Source organism: Comamonas sp. 7D-2 (assembly GCF_022749555.1).
GTDB lineage: Bacteria > Pseudomonadota > Gammaproteobacteria > Burkholderiales > Burkholderiaceae_C > Comamonas > Comamonas thiooxydans.
Map to the genome: position 1 here is coordinate 3,317,076 of NZ_CP094238.1, position 17,435 is coordinate 3,334,510.

Consider the following 17,435-nt stretch of genomic DNA (forward strand, 5'->3'; position numbering starts at 1 on the left):
CTGCCGACTTTTCTTAAGCCGAAGCCTTGGCAGTCACACGCGCGCGGCGCGAAGCCGCAGGTTTGGTAGCACTCTTGCGAGCCGCCGGGGTCCTGGCAGCAGTCGCTGCTGCAGCGGCAACCCGGCCTTCCTGACCCAGCAGATATTGCACCAGCAGGCCTACGGGGCGACCCGTAGCTCCCTTGGCAGCACCGCTCTTCCAGGCAGTCCCGGCGATATCCAGATGTGCCCAGGGAATATCGCCCACAAATTTCTGCAGGAACTTGGCGGCCGTCACCGCACCTGCGGCGCGCCCTGCCACGTTGCCCATGTCCGCAAAATTGCTCTTGAGGCCATCGGCATACTCCTCGTCCAGAGGCATGCGCCAGCAAGGATCGAGTGCCATATCGCCAGCGGTCTGCAAGGCCGATGCCAGCTCGTCGCTGGTCGAAAACAGGCCGCTGCGCAAACCGCCCAGAGCGATCACGCAAGCGCCAGTCAGCGTGGCCATATCGACCAGCGCAGAAGGCTTGAAGCGCGCTGCGTAATGCAGCACATCGCACAGCACCAGGCGGCCTTCTGCGTCCGTGTTGAGGATTTCGATGGTCTGGCCGCTCATGCTGGTCACCACATCGCCGGGCTTGACGGCTGCACCGTCGGGCATGTTCTCGCATGCAGGGATCAGGCCCACGACATTGATAGCCGGCTGCAGCCTGGCCAGCGCCTGGAACACGCCCAGCACGCTGGCAGCACCGCCCATGTCGAACTTCATCTCGTCCATCTCGGCTGCAGGCTTGAGCGATATGCCGCCGGTGTCAAAAGTGATGCCCTTGCCCACCAGCACGATGGGAGCCACGCTCTTGGCCGCACCGTTGTAGTGCAATTCGATGAAGCGCAGGGGTTCGCGCGAGCCCTGGGCCACCGCCATGAAAGCGCCCATGCCCAGCTTGGCCACATCGGCAGGGCCGTGAATCTTGCAGCTCATGCGTGCTGCCTTGGCAATGCTCTTGGCAGCGTTGGCCAGCAAGGTGGGCGTTGCATGGTTGGCCGGGCGGTTGGCCCATTCGCGGGCCATGGCCACGCCCTCCTGCTGCGCCACTGCGGTATTGAAAGCAGCGGTAACAGCAGCCGTCTTGGACGATACGCCCAGCACGAGCTTGGTCAGCGCAATGGGCTTGGCCTGGGATTTGGTGTGGGTATAGAGGTAGGTCGCATCGGCAACCGCCTGTACGGCAGCCGCTACAGCCTGGGCATCGGCATCAAAGGCAAAGCTCACAACGGCCTTGGCAATGCCTTCGGTCTTGAGCACCGCGCCGCAGCCGGCCAAGGCATTGCGCACGTCCTTGGGAGTACCAGCTCCCGCGCCCAGCAGCACCACACGGCGTGCGGCAATGGCGGGCACTTGGTACAAAGGCAATTGCTTGCCGCAAGACAGGGCAAAATCACCCTGCTTCACCGCATGAGCCACCATGGCTCCGATGGCGTCGCTGCCGAATGTGCCCGATGCTGCCTGTTCAGAAACCAGCACCAACAGCAGATCACATTTTTCACGCGCTGCGGCGGCAGCGGTCAGAGCCTTCAGTTCAAAGTTCATAATCGGTGTTTTCCTTTTAGCCAATGTTATTCGATTCATCCATACGCAAAGAGCTGGCCCGCAGCTTTGGTGCGACGGCCGTGGTTCTGATCACTGTGGTGATGACCATGATGCTGATCCGCACCCTGGGTCAGGCTTACAAGGGCAGTGTCAGCCCTTCCGACGTGATGCTGGTCATGGGTTTCACCGTGCTCGGGCAACTCCCGACCATTCTGGGCCTGAGCCTGTTTGTCGCCATTGTGGGATCTCTTTCCCGCATGTACCGCGACAGCGAGATGGTCATCTGGTTTGCCGCCGGCCAGGGCCTGGCCAGTCTGCTCAAGCCCTTGCTGCGCTTTGCCTGGCCGGTGATTCTCATCACCGCCGTGCTGGCCCTCGGCGTGCTGCCCTGGTCCTATCAGCAAATCGAGCAGATCAAGACCCAGTTCCAGCAGCGCAGCGACTTGGATCGCATCGCACCCGGCGAGTTCCAGGAATCGGCGGGCGGCACACGCGTGTTCTTCGTCGACAAGGATTCCCCTTCTGACATGGCGGCCAGCAATGTCTTCGTGGTCTCGCGCGACCCCGGCAAGGAGTCCGTGACCTCCGCCAAGGGCGCGCATCTGGCCGTCATCAAGGGCCAGCGCATGGTGATTCTGGAGGACGGCCAGCGCATGGAGACGCGCAGCGACGACGGCTCGGTGCGCATCACCGAATTCAAGGAATACGGCGTGCAGGTCGACAACGACAACCCCGTCACCATCGAGGAGATGGCGGCGCGCAGCATGCCCACCAAGGACTTGATCGGCAAGGACGAGCCGATCGCCCGCTCCGTGCTGGCATGGCGCCTGGGCCTGCCCTTTGCCGCGCTGAATTTTGTCATTCTGGGCCTGGCCATCTCCAGCGTGAACCCGCGTGCGGGCAATAGCAGCAGCCTGATGATCGCCCTCTTCGCATTTATCGTTTACTACAACCTCATGACCCTTGGCGAGAGCTGGGTCAGCGCCAACAAGATAGGCATGTGGGGCATTCTGGGCCTGCTGCATGGAAGCATCCTGATCGTCAGCGTGCTGGTACTGCTGGCGCGCCACTTCCGCTGGTCACCGCGTGACCTGCTGCGGCGCTCGGGCAAGCGTCAGGAGAGCGCACGATGAAAGTTCTGCGCAACTTGATCTATCGCGAATTCATACAGGCCGTTCTGTACGTCTCGCTGGCCTTTCTGGCGCTGTTCTTCTTTTTTGATCTGGTCGATGAGATGCGCTGGGTGGGTAGCGGCAATGCAGGCTACACCGCCACGCGCGCGCTGCTGTTCGTGACTCTGTCCATTCCGGGCCACCTCTACGAGCTGATGCCGATTGCCGTGCTGATCGGCGCCATCTTCGTGATGGCAAAGTTCGCCCAGAGCTCGGAATTCACCATCATGCGCACCAGCGGCATGGGGCCCTGGCTGGCGCTGCGCACGCTGCTGGTACTGGGTATGAGCTTTGTAGTTCTCACCGTGCTGGTCGGTGACTATATTGCGCCCGCTGCCGACAACTTCAGCCAGAAATTGCGCGTGGTCGCCAAGGGGCAGATCTCCCGGGGCGCGACAGGCGCCTGGCTCAAGGAAAAGCAAGGCGATCACTCCGTCGCTATCAACGTCGGTGCCGTCAAGGCCCCTGGAGATTTCGTCAATGTGCGCATTTTTGAATTCGACAGCAAGGGCCGCATCGCTGCGCAGATCAACGCTCAATCCGCCCAGGTCGATGAAGACAAGGAGCTGTGGACCTTGAATGGTGTGCAGGGCAGCAAGGTCGCTCAAGAGGGCGATGTCACCAAGCTCAGCCGAATCAGCGAAGCCAGCATGAACTGGCCAACCAAGGTCACTGCGGCCATGGTCTCGGGCGCGCTGCTCAAGCCCGATCGCATGACCACGATTGCACTGTTCCAGTTCGTACGCCACCTGCAGGACAACGGCCAGGCGGCGCAGAAGTACGAAATCGAGTTCTGGCGCAAGGTCTTCTACCCGCTGAGCTGCCTGGTGATGGTGGTTCTAGCCCTGCCTTTTGCCTATCTGCATTTCCGCTCGGGCGGTATCACGGCCTATGTGTTTGGCGGGGTGATGGCCGGCATCAGCTTCTTCCTGCTCAACAACGTGTTCGGCTATATCGGCACCCTGCAGTCCTGGTGGCCCTGGCTGGCCGCCGCGGCGCCGGGCCTGCTCTACACCGCGCTATCGCTCTCGGCCTTTGGCTGGCTGGTACTGAGGCGCTAGGCCATGAACGACGAGCAACGCCCTTCTCCAGATCAAACCGGTCTGATCCTGCTGGCCCATGGCTCCAGAGACGCTCTCTGGCGCCAGCCCATAGAGGCAGTGCATCAGCTTGTACAGGCAATGCGCCCCGACCTGCCCTGCATCTGCGCCTATCTGGATGCCTGCGCACCGGATCTGCCTGCAGCCACGCAGACCCTGATTGCGCAAGGTGTCAAACATCTGATCGTGCTGCCGCTGTTTCTCGGTACCGGCAAACATGCACGAGAAGACATTCCGCGCCTGCTGGACGAATTGCGCCGACAGCATCCCGGCTGTCGGTTCGATCTGCAGACCGCGGCGGGTGAGAATCCTCGCGTCACGTCCCTGCTGGCGCAGCTGGCGATAGAGGCGGCAGCCGAGACCGAAGCACTCAAACATACAGATTTCAAATAAAAAATAGCTTCTTTAGATATTTGAAGCATAATGATGCAAGTTCTTAGTCCATGCCGTCATGAACCTGCATCAATTCCGCTTCGTTCAGGAAGCCGCCCGCCGCAATCTCAACCTCACCGAGGCGGCCAAGGCCCTGCACACCTCCCAGCCCGGAGTCTCCAAAGCCATCATCGAGCTTGAGGAAGAGCTGGGCATCGATATCTTTGCGCGCCACGGCAAGCGTCTCAAGCGCATCACCGAGCCGGGACAGGAAGTCCTCAAGAGCATAGAGCTGATCATGCGCGAGGTGGGCAATCTCAAGCGCATCGGCGAGCAATACAGCGCCCAGGACAGCGGCACGCTGAGCATCGCCACCACCCACACCCAGGCCCGTTATGTGCTGCCGCCCGCCGTGGCACGCCTGCGCGAGCTCTATCCCAAGGTCACCATCAGCCTGCACCAGGCCACTCCTGCCGAAGTCGCACGCATGGTGATCGACGAAGTCGCCGAGATCGGCATGGCCACCGAATCGCTGGCCGACTATCCCGATCTGGTGACCCTGCCCTGCTACGAATGGCAGCACGTGCTGGTCATCCCCACGGGCCACCCGCTGGCGCAGAAAGAGCGCATCACGCTGGAGGACATCGCCCAGGAGGCCCTGATCACCTACCACCCGTCGTTTACCGGACGCGGCAAGATCGACCAGGCCTTCGAGATGCGCCGCCTGCACCCGCATATCGTGCTGGAAGCCATCGATGCCGACGTGATCAAGACCTATGTGCGTCTGGGCCTGGGCATTGGCATCGTGGCCGAGATGGCCATGCGCGACGACCCCGTCAATGACCTGGTGGTACGCCCCGTCGGCCATCTGTTCGGCACCAGCGTGGCCCGTGTGGCCATCAAGCGCGGCGCATACTTGCGCAACTTCGTCTACAGGTTTGCCGAGCTGCTCAGCGACCGACTCTCGCGAGACCTCATCATGCGCGCCATGAACGGCAGCGTGGACGACTTCGGGCTCTGATCCGGCCCGCCTCAAGGGCTGGTGCCTGCGTGCCCGGCCCACGCATTGCAAGACTATCGTGACTCCCAACTTCCCCAGCAAGCTGCCCAATGTGGGCACCACCATCTTCACCGTCATGTCGGCGCTGGCCGCCGAGCACCAGGCCGTCAATCTGGGCCAGGGCTTCCCTGACTTCGGCTGCGACCCCAGGCTGCTCGACGCTGTCAACGATGCCATGCGCGCCGGTCACAACCAGTACCCGCCCATGGCGGGCTGGCCCGCGCTGCGCGAGGCCGTGGCTGCCAAGATCGAAACACTGCACGGCCGCCGCTATGACGCGGGCAGCGAAATCACCATTACCGCCGGTGCCACCCAGGCCATTCTCACAGCCATTCTGGCCACCGTGCATGCAGGCGACGAAGTCATCGTGCTCGACCCCTGCTACGACAGCTATGTGCCCAATATCGAGATGGCCGGCGGCGTGGCCGTGCGAGTGCCGCTGACTCCCGGCAGCTTCCGCCCCGACTTTGCCAGGATCGCGGCCGCCATCACGCCGCGCACGCGCCTGCTGATCATCAACAGCCCGCACAACCCCAGCGCCACCATCTGGACCGATGCGGAAATGCGCCAGCTCGAAGCCCTGCTGGCGCCCACCAATGTGCTGCTGATCAGCGACGAGGTCTACGAGCACATGGTCTTCGACGGTGCCGAGCATCTGAGCAGCGCCCGCTACCCGGGCCTGGCCGAGCGCGCCTTCATCGTCTCCAGCTTTGGCAAGACCTACCATGTCACGGGCTGGAAGGTCGGCACCGTGGCCGCGCCCGCCGCCCTCACCGCCGAATTCCGCAAGGTGCACCAGTTCAATGTGTTCACCGTGAACACGCCCATGCAGGCAGGTCTCGCGCAGTACATGCAGGACCCTGCGCCCTATATGGAGCTTTCGGCCTTCTACCAGGCCAAGCGCGATCTGTTCCTCGGCGGCCTGCGGGGCTCGCGCCTGAAGCTGCTGCCCACGGCCGGTACGTATTTCCTCTGTGCCGACATCTCCTCGGTCTCGGACCTCAACGAGGCCGAGTTCTGCCAGTGGCTGGTCCGGGAAATCGGTGTGGCAGCGATTCCGCTGTCGGCCTTCTACGGCGACGGTTTCGACCAGCGCGTGGTGCGCTTTTGCTTTGCCAAAAAGGACGAAACCCTGATCGAGGCAGCCGCGCGCCTGCGCAAGCTCTGAAACGCTGCGGCCCATAAAAAAGGAGCGCCTACCGCGCTCCTTTTCTCATTTTCAGCATATTTTCATGCTGAATCTGTTTATCAGCAAGCGCAAGCAGCTATCAAATTAACTCTGCTTCATGCCGTCTCTGCCAGATGGCGCAGCATCAGCACCGCCCCGAGCACAATGCCGGCCAGCGCCACAAAGCTGCCCAGGCTGAGCATGGAAATCGCACTGATGCCCTGGCCTACGGTGCAGCCCATGGCCGTCACGCCGCCCACGCCCATCATCAGCCCTCCCAGAAGATGGCGGGCCAGATCGCCACGGTCGGCAAAGCCCTGCCACTGAAAGTCCCTGCGCCACAGCGCATGGACAAAGCTGCCCAGAAGCACGCCCGCGACCGAGGCAATGCCCCAGGTCAGCACCTTGTTGCGGTCGCTGAAGAACATCAGCCAGTCCAGCGTGTGCGCTACCGGTGTGACAAAGCTGAAGGCCTCGATGCGACCGCTATAGGTCGCGGCATAGACCTGCTCCAGCGTCTCGGGGTGTTCGGCCACCAGCGCCAGATGGCCGCCTAGCCACCAGGCCGCCGTCACGCACAGGCCGACCAACAGCCCGCCCAGCAGCACGATCCGGCTGCGCTCGGCGCCGGGCCGGGGATCGAAGGCCAGCAACAGCAGCAAGCCCCCCAGGCCCAGGCCCAGCACGCCGCGCAATGGCGTCAAGGGCCAGGCCATATGGCCGGCCAGCCATTCGGGCAGCAGGGCCGGGGCCGGGAATTCAAGATGCACGCTGTCCAGCCAGCGCACCCGCGCCACGGCGGTAATGCCTTTGAGCGTGGCAAAGGCGGCCACGCCCATGACCAGCAGCACCACCAGCGCCTTGAGACTGCCGCTGCCCAGCCGGGTCAGATTCCTGGCCCCGCAACCCGATGCCAGCACCATGCCGCCGCCAAACAACAGCCCTCCCGCCAGGGCCGAAAGCCACAGCAAGCGGCGGCTGGCATAAAGGGCATCACCCACCTGCAACTGACCCCACAGCGCCAGCGCCGTGAAGCCCAGCATGCTCACGGCGATGGCCATGCACCACTGGCGTGCCCGTCCCCAGTCCTGCAGATACACCACATCGCTGATCGCGCCCACGGTGCAAAAGCGGGTCTCGCGCATCACAAAGCCCAGCACAGCGGCCAGCAACAAAATGGCCACCAGAACGGTGGCCGTCAGGGAATCAAACTCGGCAGGACTCATGCGGGCATTGGACGGCGCGGCCCGGCGTCAAGGCAATGGCATATACCCCAGCCCGCGCGATAACACTGTCTTAATCGGCTTTCCAATCAGCTTTCATCAGGCCTTGGCCAGCCCCTGATTGCCGCCGACATTGATCAGTCTTGGCTCGTCAAGCCGGCGCGGCCCGAGCGTCTTGCGGTCCTTGAGCCAGGGCTCGACCAGCTCCCAGATCGGCTTGTTGCCGGCCGTCCTAGCTTCCTCGGCCACCGGCGCCCAGCCGGCCACCTTGTATTTCTTGTCCGCCTCCAGCAGCTGACCGTTCAGGCGCATGTCGCTGATGCGCTGGCCCGCGCCGGCCGCCGGGTCGCACTGATAATGCAGGCCGCCCACGCGCACCATGTCGCCGCCCTGCTGGTAATAAGGATCGGGATTGAAGAGATTGTCGGCCACGTCTTCGAGCACGGTCTTGATCGTGACCCCTGTCATCTCGGTCACCGTGGCATAGGAATAAGTGGTGGCCGTCATGTCCATCAGCCATTCGCGCGTGATGTCCTGCCCGGCCAGCAACGATGTCCCCCAGCGAAAGCCCGGCGAGAAGGCAATCGGCGCATTCTGCACCTCCATCATGGCGTCCAGCAGCAACTGGTCGCCCGTGCCGTTGAAGTTGCCACGGCGGTACAGCGTGCCGTCGGTGCGCGCCAGCACTTCGCCCAGCCGGCTTTCATAGGGCGCACGCACTCGGGTGATCAGCGCCTGCATCTGGGCATCGGCCGGCAGGATGTTGGCGAACACCGGCAGCAGTCGGTACTGGAAGCCGCGCACCTTGCCGTCCCTCACATCAAAGTCCAGCACACCGAGAAACTTGCCGTTCGAGCCCGCGTTGGTGACTATGGTCTTGCCGCCCGCGTTCTGCACCAGCGTGGGCACAGGCATGCCGTCATGCGTGTGGCCGCCCAGGATGGCGTCTATGCCGCGCACGCGGCTGGCCATCTTGAGGTCCACGTCCATGCCGTTGTGCGAGAGCACGACCACCACCTTGGCGCCCTTGGTGCGAACCTCGTCCACCATCTTCTGCAGATTGTCGTCCTGGATGCCGAAGCTCCAGTCCGCCACCATGTAGCGCGGGTTGGCGATCGGCGTGTACGGAAAGGCCTGGCCGATGATGGCCACGGGCACGCCGTTGATCTCACGGATCACATAGGGCTTGAACACCGGATCGCCGAAATCGGCGGTCTTGACGTTTTGTGCCACAAAGTCGAGCTGCGTGCCGAAATCCTTGTCGATGATCTCCTGCACGCGCTGCATGCCGTAGGTGAATTCCCAATGGCCCGTCATCACGTCCACGCCCAGCAGCTTGCAGGCATCCACCATGTCCTGGGCATTGGTCCAGAGCGAAGTGGCAGAGCCCTGCCAGGTATCGCCGCCGTCCAGCAGCAGTGCGCCAGGACGCGAGGCGCGCATGCGCTTGACCAGCGTGGACAGATGGGCAAACCCGCCCACCTTGCCGTAGCGCCTGGCCGCCGCCTCAAAGTCCAGATAGCTGAAGGCATGGGCCGACGCCGAGCCTGGCTTGATGCCCACGGAGCGCAGCAGATGCTCGCCCACCAGATGCGGGCGCTGGTTCTTCATCGCAGCGATACCGAGATTGACACTGGGCTCGCGGAAGTGAATCGGGTTGAGCTGAGCATGGCAGTCCGTCATATGCAACAGGGACACATTGCCGAACGGTGCCACCTCATACAAGGCCTTGTCGGCCAGCGACTGATCGGCGTAGGCATAGCGCTGCAATCCCATGCCCGAGACACTGGCTGCCGCCAGCACTTGCAGAAATTCGCGTTTGGAAAGACTCATGGTGATATCCGTTGGTACTTGTGCCAACCAGGGACAAGCGCGGGCATTTCCGTCGACAGGACGCTCCGCGCTATCCAAACTGGCACAAGCCATGTCCGCAATGCTGCGCCGCCCGGTCTCGTCCCCCTGCCGGATGGCTCAGCACTGCGAGACGGGCAAGCAGCAAGGCCGCTTGAAGAAGGCTATTTGTTGACGGGAGAGGCAGGATCGACAAGCAAGGCGACAAGATCTCTTGTCTGCGCTTCGGTAAGGATGCCGGAGTGACCGAAGCGGGGCATGCCCGAGCAGGCGTTGTAGGCCTTGGCGTTCCAGATCTTGCCCCAGGTGTACTCGACGATGGCTCTGGATTCGGGGCTACCCGGATCCTTGATGCCGCGAATCTTTCCATAGTTGTAGAGACTGGGGCCCAGCGTGCCAAAGGAGATTTCTTCCTTGCTGATCTGATGGCAGTTGTAGCAATTGCCGCCATTGGCGCTGCCCGCCTTGTCGCTCCAGGTCATGCCACGACCGTTCTGGGCGATTTTTTCGCCCTCCTTCCAGTCGCCGAGCAGCTTGCCATCCTGAGGCCATTTGACGGTCTTGAGATTGGCAGCTTCGATGGCTTGCGCACGCGCAGGCGCAAGCGGCTTGCCGGATGCATCGGCAGCACTGCAGGCCGCATTCGATTCGTCCTGCTGCAGGCGATCGACCTTGGCGATGCCCTGATCGCGAAAAGAGGTCTGCACCATCTTGGCCGTCAAGGCATCGATGTCCGCAGCCCCGTCGACGGAGGCACAGCCCAGCACCAGCAACGATGCGGCTACGGCCAGGTACGACATGTGTTTTTGCTTGCGCATAGGGCCTCCTTATCGCTTGATGGCCGGTGCGGTCGACGTCCCGCCCTTGCCGTTGACGCCCATGAACACACCCAGCGCCACCGTCACGTCGCTGGCGTAACCGGGATAGGGAAAGCGCTGCTGACGGAAGCAGTCGTTGAGGCGGCGCTGCATGCTCCAAAGCTCGCCCGATGAGACCCGGTAGGCGGGCCATGCGCCAAAGCCTTCCGCAGCCCCGGGGTTCCTGGTCAGATTGGGCAGATCCTGCATGCGGATTCGCTTGCCATCCGCACCATGGCAGGAGGCACAGGCAAAATCATGCGGGCCGCCGCGCATATAGAACATGCGCTTGCCTGCCTCGTACATCTGCCTTTCCTGCGCATGGCCCTGGGGCAGGTTGAACTTCATGCCTTTGGACTGCGATGAAATCCAGGCCACCAGCCCTTCCATGTTCTTTTGCTCGTCCTTGCCGAACGGTGTTGCCGCAATCTTTTGCGCGTCCAGCCCCTGCAGCCTTTCCATGCAGGTCAGCAGGCGCGACTCCAGATCCTGCACCTTGCCCGTGTCGGCAAAATAGCGCGGCAGCTCCACAAATGCGCCCTTGACCACGCCCGCCCCCTTGCCCAGATCGCACTGCTCCATGGACGCCTTGCGGGGGCCGCGCTTTTGCTTCCACAGCTCCTCGCCCTTCATCTCGAACAGCTCGGCAGGGTTGCCGTCCTGCAGCATCTCGCGGTACTCGGCAATGCCGTCGGCTGTGGACTTTTGCGCCAGCACCGGCGCGGCCATGCACAAGGCCAGCACGGCAGCAGCCGCCTGGCCCGGGGAGGAATGTCTCATGGGGCACCTCTTTGTTTTTTGATTGATTCTGGACTGGGGTGAAGGCTGGCCGACGGCCAGCCGGTGTCTGCGCCGTGCTCAGCTCACGGTCGCTTCATCGGTGCGGGTCTCGCCCTTGTTGTCCTTCCAGCTCACCGAGATCTTGTCGCCAGCCTTGGCACCCTTGACCACGAACTGCAGAAACGGGTTCTTGGAAACCGCAGGCCCCCACTCAGCCTGCAGCACCTGCTTGCCGTTGTGCGCGGCCGTCACCTCCTGAATAAACCAGGCGGGCACGGTCTTGCCTTCCGCATCCTTGCGCTGGCCGGTCTCCATTTCATGGGACATCAGCACGCGCACGGTGGTCTTGTCACCTGCAGCCTGGGCACGAATACGCATTGGATCAGCCATGTTCTTCTCCTTTTTTAGATGATTGGTTGCAATCAACCGCCGCAGCCACCGAGGGTGACCTTGACTTCCTTCTTGGCATAGAAAGCCTTGCCGTCATTGGTGATGGCCACGGCATACACATCGGAGGACTGCCCCAGCTTGGCGCGGGTCAGGAAGTTGGCTTCCAGCGCCTCGTTGACGGTGAAGGCCGCAACCAGCGTATTGGGGTTCTTTTCCACCAGCACCAGCATCTGCTTCACATTGGGCAGGCTGGTCGCGGCGCCCAGGGGCACGACGGCCCCGTTTTCGGCGATGTCGGGCGCCGTCAGCGTCACGTCCTTGCTCTCGGCAGGCGCAGCAGCTCCCATGGCCTTGAGCACATCGGCCACGGTCTTGGCGTCGAAGGCGGTCTTGTTATAGGCCGCCTGCGCAGCCTGCGGCAGCAGACCGGCGGCCATCAGCATGCCGAGCACGGCCGCGCTGTTCCTGAGGGCGTCTCTACGTTTCATCTTTGTCTCCTTTTCATTCACTTCACAGTCGCACGACACAAGCTGCATCAGGGCTTGGCGCCCGCCGCCAGCCACTGGGCAATCACCTTGGCATCAGCATCGCTGAGATTGGGCTGGGGCGGCATGGGTGTTGATCCCCAGACGCCGGAGCCTCCGACCCTGATCTTGTTTTCCAGATAGTCCAGCTGGCCACCGTGCTTGCTGGCAATTTCGCTGAAGGCCGGGCCGACGATTTTCTGCGCCATGCCGTGGCAAGCCATGCAGGCGTTCTTCTCCAGCAATGCCGTCGGTGCCGCACTGCCCGATTTCTTGTCAACCGCAGGCTTGACCGCCTTGCTTGCACCGCCATCGGTCTCGATGCCGCGCTGGGCACCGACCAGCCGGTTCTGCTGGGCCAGATTGCCGTGGTTGTTGCTGGCATGCTCGGGCAAGGCCGAGCGCAGCCTGGGCGCGGGGCCGCAGTTGCTCATGCAGGCAGTGGCCTGCACATCGGGCCTGGCGCCTTTGCCGAACTCATTGCCGGGCCACAGAGCATGCCGAGTCGTCATGCCATTGCGGTTGGGCAGCTTCCGCTGCACCTCGGCAATGTTCGTGTCGCTGAGCGTGAAGCTCTCGGGCACCACGCCACCGAGGTTGAGCAGATAGGCCGTGACGGCATACACCTCCTCGGTGGACAGCGACTTGGGCGCATTCCAGGGCATGGCACGATTGATGTAATCCCACAGCGTGGACACCGTGGCCACCTTCATCATGGTCGTGCGGCCCGGAAAGGCCGGATCCTTGAGCCGCGCCACATGTCCGGTCTTGATGTCCTCGGCCGTGGTGCCGCCGACCAGCGGGCTGAACACCTCGTTGGATTCGCCGAACACCCCATGGCAGGACGCGCATTTGGCTTCCCACACATCCATGCCTTTTTGCACCGAGCCCGAGCCTGCGGGCAGCCCCTTGAAGTCGGGGCGCACATCGATATCCCAGGCCAGAACCTCCTTGCCCGTGGCATTGCGGCCCACACCGGGATAGCGGTCCTCGGCAGACTTGCTCTGCGCCGCAGCGGGCCCGGCGGCCACGCCCATGGCAAGCAGCGTCAGCAGGAGCAGAGGTTTACGCAAGCTGAACATTGGCGACCTCCCCGTTGGTTCGTACCGCCCAGGACTGAATGGAATTGTTGTGATAGATGGAGCGCGTGCCGCGCGCGGCACGCAGTTGCTGGTAAGTGGGCTGCACATAACCGGTCTCATCCATGGCGCGGCTCTGGATGATGCATTCCTCGCCATTCCAGACCCAGTCCAGATTGAAGCGCGTCAGGCATTTGCCCATCACCGGCCCTTCGAGCCGGGCCGTGCGCCAGTTACGACCGCCATCCACGCTCACATCCACGCGCTTGACCTTGCCACGCCCCGACCAGGCCAGGCCCGTGATGTTGTAGAAACCCTTGTCCAGCAGCATCTGGCCGCCGGACGGCGTGGTGACCACACTCTTGCACTCCTGAATGCTGGAATACTGGCGGTGCTGTCCGTCGGGCATCAGGTCCACATAGTGGATCGCCTCGTCCTTGGCTGCATAAGGCATGTCGCCCACCTCGATGCGGCGCAGGTATTTCACCCAGCTCACACCCTGCACGCCCGGCACCACCAGACGCAGCGGATAGCCCTGCTCGGGCCGCAGCATCTCGCCGTTCTGGCCGTAGGCCACCAACACTTCGCCCGAGGTAATCAGCTCTACGGGGATGGTTCGCGTCATCGACGAGCCATCCGCCCCCTCGGCCAGAATGAACTTGCCCTTCTTGAGATCGGCACCGGCCATCTCCAGCAGCGTAATCAGGGGAACGCCCGTGAACTCGCTGCACGACAGCATGCCGTGTGTGTACTGCACCGTGGGCACGGCCACATTGCCCCACTCCATGCCGGTGTTGGCGCCGCATTCTATGAAATGAAAGCGCGACACCGAGGGCAGACGCATGATCTCGTCCATGGTGAAGACCTTGGGATTCTTCACCAGACCATTGATCATCAGCCTGTGCCTAGAGGGGTCGATGTCCCACCAGCCCTGGTGGTGACGCTCGAAATGCAGACCGCTGGGCGTGACGATGCCGAACAGCGACTGCAGCGGCGCAAACGATACCGAGGCCTGCTTGGTCTGGGTCAGACCCGGGCTCTGGCGGCGCTGCACATTGGCCTCGTACCTGGAGGGCTTGCCGTAGCCGTCGGTGACCACCGGCTGACCCAGGCCCTTGCTGTGTGCGGGCAGCTCCAGAATATTGGGGTCTCCCTCAGCGCTCACGGCCTGCCGACCCTGCGCATGGACGGCTGCAGCGCTGGTCGCCGCGGCCGCGAAAGCCCCGCGAATGAAGTCACGCCGACCTGCCCGGGCTTCGGCAAACACCGTACCTACATCGTCCGCCCGCACAAAGTTTTCGGGTGCCTTGCGCACCTTGCCCATCAACTGGCTTTGCATAAGCTCTCTCTTTGATCTTTGGTGGCGCTTACCGGGAAAGCACGACACGCCTGTTTCATTTGGAACCCTTGAGAATCCAGGCCGCCAGCGTCTGGGTGTCCGCATCGCTGAGTGCTGGCTGGGCGGGCATGGGCACCGGCCCCCATTTGCCGGAGCCGCCGGCCTTGATGCTTTTGACCAGATAGGCCTGTGCATCGGCCTGTGCCGCATATTTCCTGGCCACATCCTGGAACGCCGGGCCTACCAGTTTCTTGTCCGCCGCATGGCAGGCCATGCAGGCGTTCTTCTGCGCCAGCGCCTGATCCGCCTGCGCCAGTGCAGGCACAGCCAGCCCCAGCAGCACCGTCAAGCCACTCAGCCAGGATGCAGTTTTCATCGCTTGGTCTCCTTATATTTATATATAAGCATGTTGTTATTTAAAGTATCCGGCAGCTCACCAGATTTGAGATCCCGCGCTAACCCTCGTTATTCCCGAACAGGAATAGCGATACCCATATCCGGCTCAACGCCCCTGCACCGCTGCCCGGGCAGTCTTCATGCGCTCATCCAGATAAGCGCCATAAAAATCGGGGATGGAACTGCCAATCAGGCGATCAGCCACTTCCCGTCGTCCTGCTCCATGAAAAAGCACGGTGGGAGCAACCTCGATCTCCAGTTGCCTGACCATGTCGCCATGCGTGGTCGCCGTGCCATCCCAGCTCTGCAAAGGCTCACGCGACTGAAAATGAATCTGAGTCACCAAAGCCCCGGACTGCTGCAACGGCAGCAGGTAATGTTCGCGCACGATCTTGCAATACGGGCAGCCATGCAGGCTTGCCATCACCACCAACGGCTGCTTGCGGGCCAGCGCAAAGGTCAGGTCGTGCTGCAGACTCTGACTGGTGGGCAGCAGGCGCTCAGAGGCATCGAGAGCCGCCCACGCCGGGGCCGCGCCCGCCAGCAGCAGCTGCAAGCACAGTCTTCTGCGGGCACGAAAGGAGCTGGCTGTTTCCATCACGGCTTTTCCTGCTCCATCAGCAAAAAGGTGTTGTAGGCATTCATGCGATTGGCCTCCTTGAACAGCGGGTAAGCCGAGAACCTGGACCAGTCCGTCGCCTGATAGGCCTCGTCAAACGGGTCAAGATTGGCTGCGGCCTTGCCCATGGCCTCGCGCAGATAGTGCAGATAGTCTCGCGTCAGCTGCATGTCCTGGCGCGGCTGCTCGGAGGCCGGGCCGTGGCCCGGCACCATGACCTTGACGGGGAGCTTGAGCAACTCATCCAGCGCGGCAATCCAGTGGCGGCTGTCGGCCTGACCCACATAGGGAATGCGGTTGCGGAACACCACATCGCCAATGAACAGCACACCGCTTTGCGGCAGGAAGATGGCCGTATCCTCCGGCGTATGCGATGGCCCCATATGCTGCAGCACAAAGTCCACGCCCCCCACCTTCAGCGTGGAGCTATCACCCGACACCCATTGACTCGCGGGCACCAGGCGCGTGCCCTGGTCGACCCAGGGAGCCAAGTCCTTGCGCGAAGCCTCAAGCCGCAGATGCGCGGTTTCTGAGTTGATGTATTCACGCGCCTGGGCATGGGCCACGATTTTTGCGCCCAGGGCCTCGAACACCTGCAGGCCATAGATGTGGTCGGCGTGATAGTGGGTCAGCAGCACATGGCTGATGGGCTTGGGCGTCAGCGTACGGATTTTCTGCACCAGCTCCTCGGCCAGTGCGGGCGAACCCAGCGCGTCGATCACAACCACGCTGTCATGGGTGATGACAAAGCCCGCATTGGAGATGAAGTTGCGATTGACCGCACTGCCCAGCGCCGATACGCCCTGCACAAAAAACACATTGGCCGCCACCTGCTGCAACTCCATCACGGGCGCGCTGACCGCTTGCGGAATGAGCGACCTGGGGGCTGCATCATGCGCTGCCGCTGTACCTGTCGCTGCAACCGCTGCCCACACAAAGCTCCTCAGCGCAGCTCCTGCCCAGCTTGTCATGGCTTTGTCTCCCTTGCATGGGCAGCGCGTCATGCATGAATGCCGCCACTAGCGCTTGCCCTATTTTTGAATGTTTGCGTCATCGTTAATATAAGCAAGTGGCAATATTTAACCAAGGGCATCTTCCCTGATTCCCACAGACACCACAGGAGACACTCCATGAAGCGCCAGTTCGTTGCCCTGAGCTTTGCCCTGTGTACGGCGATTGCCGCCGCTCAGGATGTGAAAGTGGTCTATCACGTCAACACCGGCGTGGAGACCGCGGCCGCCATACTCGCCAATATCAATAACGAACTCAATGCCTCGCCCACGGACAAGATCGTGGTAGTCACCCATGGGCCCGGCATAGACTTTCTTCTGAACAATGCCAAGGACAGCAAGGGCCGCGAGTTCAGCGGCCAGGTCAGCGCACTGGTGGGGCGCGGCGTGGAGTTCAAGGTCTGCAACAACACGCTGCAAACGCGCAAGCTCGATGCCTCAAGCCTGCTGATGGAGGCCTCGCTCGTCCCCTCGGGTGTGGCCGAAGTCGCACGCCTGCAGGCCAAAGAGGGCTTTGTCTATCTCAAGCCCTGAGCAGCATACGGCCATGAAAAAAGGCGCCTGGTGCGCCTTTCTTCTTTTGGGGCTCAAGCCATCAGTTCTGTTCGATGGCAATCTGCACGCAGATGGTGCGGCACATATGGACGACCTTCTCGTTGGCGATGAAATAGTAGATGCTGACCCCTTCACGCCTGCGGCCCAGAATGCCGGACTGGTACAGCGTGTTCAGGTGCTGAGACATATTGGGCTGGGTCGTGTCTATGGAAGCCAGCAGCTCGGAGACGTTTTTTTCTCCGTTGCACAGCGCGCTGATGATCTTCAGCCGCATGGGCGCAGCCATGGCTTTGAACAGCTCGGCCGCACTCTCGAAAACGCTGTCATCCTCAAGCTCTGACGATTCCATGAAACACTCCTGAACACC

The 17,435-nt window shown here is 62.2% G+C and carries 19 protein-coding genes; 6 read left to right on the forward strand and 13 right to left on the reverse strand.

From position 1 onward, the window contains the following. Nucleotides 1-13 precede the first annotated feature (13 nt). Nucleotides 14-1,573 carry a leucyl aminopeptidase gene (locus tag MPZ60_RS15320; protein ID WP_034358324.1) on the reverse strand — a complete coding sequence of 520 codons (1,560 nt, stop codon included), beginning with the start codon at nt 1,571-1,573 and terminating at the stop codon, nt 14-16. A 23-nt stretch (nt 1,574-1,596) separates the two neighbouring features. On the opposite strand from MPZ60_RS15320, the gene lptF reads away from it, so the two are divergent. Genes lptF through MPZ60_RS15345 form a run of 5 tightly spaced genes read left to right on the forward strand, consistent with a single transcriptional unit; the run spans nt 1,597 to nt 6,445 of the window. After that, entirely contained in the window at nt 1,597-2,706 is a 1,110-nt protein-coding gene (gene lptF, locus MPZ60_RS15325) for an LPS export ABC transporter permease LptF (RefSeq protein WP_003062830.1), read from the forward strand. Beyond that, complete coding sequence (gene lptG / locus MPZ60_RS15330; RefSeq protein ID WP_034358327.1) at nt 2,703-3,806, forward strand: LPS export ABC transporter permease LptG; 1,104 nt, start codon at nt 2,703-2,705, stop codon at nt 3,804-3,806. The genes lptF and lptG overlap by 4 nt, the downstream gene beginning before the upstream one ends. Nucleotides 3,807-3,809: 3 nt before the next feature. After that, entirely contained in the window at nt 3,810-4,238 is a 429-nt protein-coding gene (locus MPZ60_RS15335; protein ID WP_034358329.1) for a sirohydrochlorin chelatase, read from the forward strand. A gap of 58 nt (nt 4,239-4,296) precedes the next feature. Beyond that, nucleotides 4,297-5,238 (forward strand): CysB family HTH-type transcriptional regulator, encoded by a 942-nt coding sequence (locus MPZ60_RS15340; protein ID WP_003062823.1) that lies wholly within the window; start codon nt 4,297-4,299, stop codon nt 5,236-5,238. Between the two features lie 55 nt (nt 5,239-5,293). Continuing rightward, nucleotides 5,294-6,445: a pyridoxal phosphate-dependent aminotransferase gene (locus MPZ60_RS15345; RefSeq protein ID WP_034358331.1), complete on the forward strand. Its 1,152-nt coding sequence runs from the start codon at nt 5,294-5,296 to the stop codon at nt 6,443-6,445. A 116-nt stretch (nt 6,446-6,561) separates the two neighbouring features. Here MPZ60_RS15345 and MPZ60_RS15350 read toward each other — a convergent pair whose 3' ends face one another. The 11 genes from MPZ60_RS15350 to MPZ60_RS15400 all read right to left on the reverse strand — a co-directional run bounded on the left by MPZ60_RS15350 (nt 6,562) and on the right by MPZ60_RS15400 (nt 16,474). Further along, on the reverse strand, nt 6,562-7,671 hold the full coding sequence (locus MPZ60_RS15350; protein ID WP_034358333.1) for a YeeE/YedE family protein: 1,110 nt from the start codon (nt 7,669-7,671) through the stop codon (nt 6,562-6,564). 96 nt (nt 7,672-7,767) lie between these two features. Continuing rightward, nucleotides 7,768-9,501, reverse strand: a complete 1,734-nt coding sequence (soxB, locus tag MPZ60_RS15355) for a thiosulfohydrolase SoxB (RefSeq protein ID WP_034358335.1) — start codon at nt 9,499-9,501, stop codon at nt 7,768-7,770. Between the two features lie 182 nt (nt 9,502-9,683). Further along, nucleotides 9,684-10,337 (reverse strand): sulfur oxidation c-type cytochrome SoxX, encoded by a 654-nt coding sequence (soxX, locus tag MPZ60_RS15360; protein WP_034358338.1) that lies wholly within the window; start codon nt 10,335-10,337, stop codon nt 9,684-9,686. A gap of 9 nt (nt 10,338-10,346) precedes the next feature. Beyond that, nucleotides 10,347-11,156, reverse strand: coding sequence for a sulfur oxidation c-type cytochrome SoxA (gene soxA, locus MPZ60_RS15365; protein ID WP_034358340.1), 810 nt, complete (start codon nt 11,154-11,156; stop codon nt 10,347-10,349). Between the two features lie 78 nt (nt 11,157-11,234). After that, nucleotides 11,235-11,546: a thiosulfate oxidation carrier complex protein SoxZ gene (gene soxZ, locus MPZ60_RS15370; RefSeq protein ID WP_003053938.1), complete on the reverse strand. Its 312-nt coding sequence runs from the start codon at nt 11,544-11,546 to the stop codon at nt 11,235-11,237. 32 nt (nt 11,547-11,578) lie between these two features. Next, on the reverse strand, nt 11,579-12,034 hold the full coding sequence (gene soxY, locus MPZ60_RS15375; RefSeq protein WP_034358616.1) for a thiosulfate oxidation carrier protein SoxY: 456 nt from the start codon (nt 12,032-12,034) through the stop codon (nt 11,579-11,581). A gap of 47 nt (nt 12,035-12,081) precedes the next feature. Beyond that, nucleotides 12,082-13,152, reverse strand: a complete 1,071-nt coding sequence (locus tag MPZ60_RS15380) for a c-type cytochrome (RefSeq protein ID WP_034358343.1) — start codon at nt 13,150-13,152, stop codon at nt 12,082-12,084. Further along, on the reverse strand, nt 13,136-14,488 hold the full coding sequence (soxC, locus tag MPZ60_RS15385) for a sulfite dehydrogenase (RefSeq protein ID WP_034358345.1): 1,353 nt from the start codon (nt 14,486-14,488) through the stop codon (nt 13,136-13,138). Before soxC ends, MPZ60_RS15380 begins: the two co-directional genes overlap by 17 nt. A gap of 55 nt (nt 14,489-14,543) precedes the next feature. Further along, entirely contained in the window at nt 14,544-14,864 is a 321-nt protein-coding gene (locus MPZ60_RS15390) for a c-type cytochrome (protein WP_034358347.1), read from the reverse strand. Nucleotides 14,865-14,990: 126 nt separating this feature from the next. Continuing rightward, nucleotides 14,991-15,482: a hypothetical protein gene (locus tag MPZ60_RS15395; RefSeq protein WP_034358350.1), complete on the reverse strand. Its 492-nt coding sequence runs from the start codon at nt 15,480-15,482 to the stop codon at nt 14,991-14,993. Continuing rightward, entirely contained in the window at nt 15,482-16,474 is a 993-nt protein-coding gene (locus MPZ60_RS15400) for an MBL fold metallo-hydrolase (RefSeq protein ID WP_034358618.1), read from the reverse strand. The genes MPZ60_RS15395 and MPZ60_RS15400 overlap by 1 nt, the downstream gene beginning before the upstream one ends. Before the next feature lie 159 nt (nt 16,475-16,633). Here MPZ60_RS15400 and MPZ60_RS15405 point away from each other — a divergent pair, with 159 nt between their 5' ends. Further along, a complete protein-coding gene (locus MPZ60_RS15405; RefSeq protein ID WP_034358353.1) occupies nt 16,634-17,047 on the forward strand; it encodes a DsrE family protein in 414 nt (137 codons plus the stop codon). A gap of 61 nt (nt 17,048-17,108) precedes the next feature. Here MPZ60_RS15405 and MPZ60_RS15410 read toward each other — a convergent pair whose 3' ends face one another. Beyond that, nucleotides 17,109-17,417: a metalloregulator ArsR/SmtB family transcription factor gene (locus MPZ60_RS15410; protein ID WP_003053925.1), complete on the reverse strand. Its 309-nt coding sequence runs from the start codon at nt 17,415-17,417 to the stop codon at nt 17,109-17,111. Nucleotides 17,418-17,435: the final 18 nt, after the last annotated feature.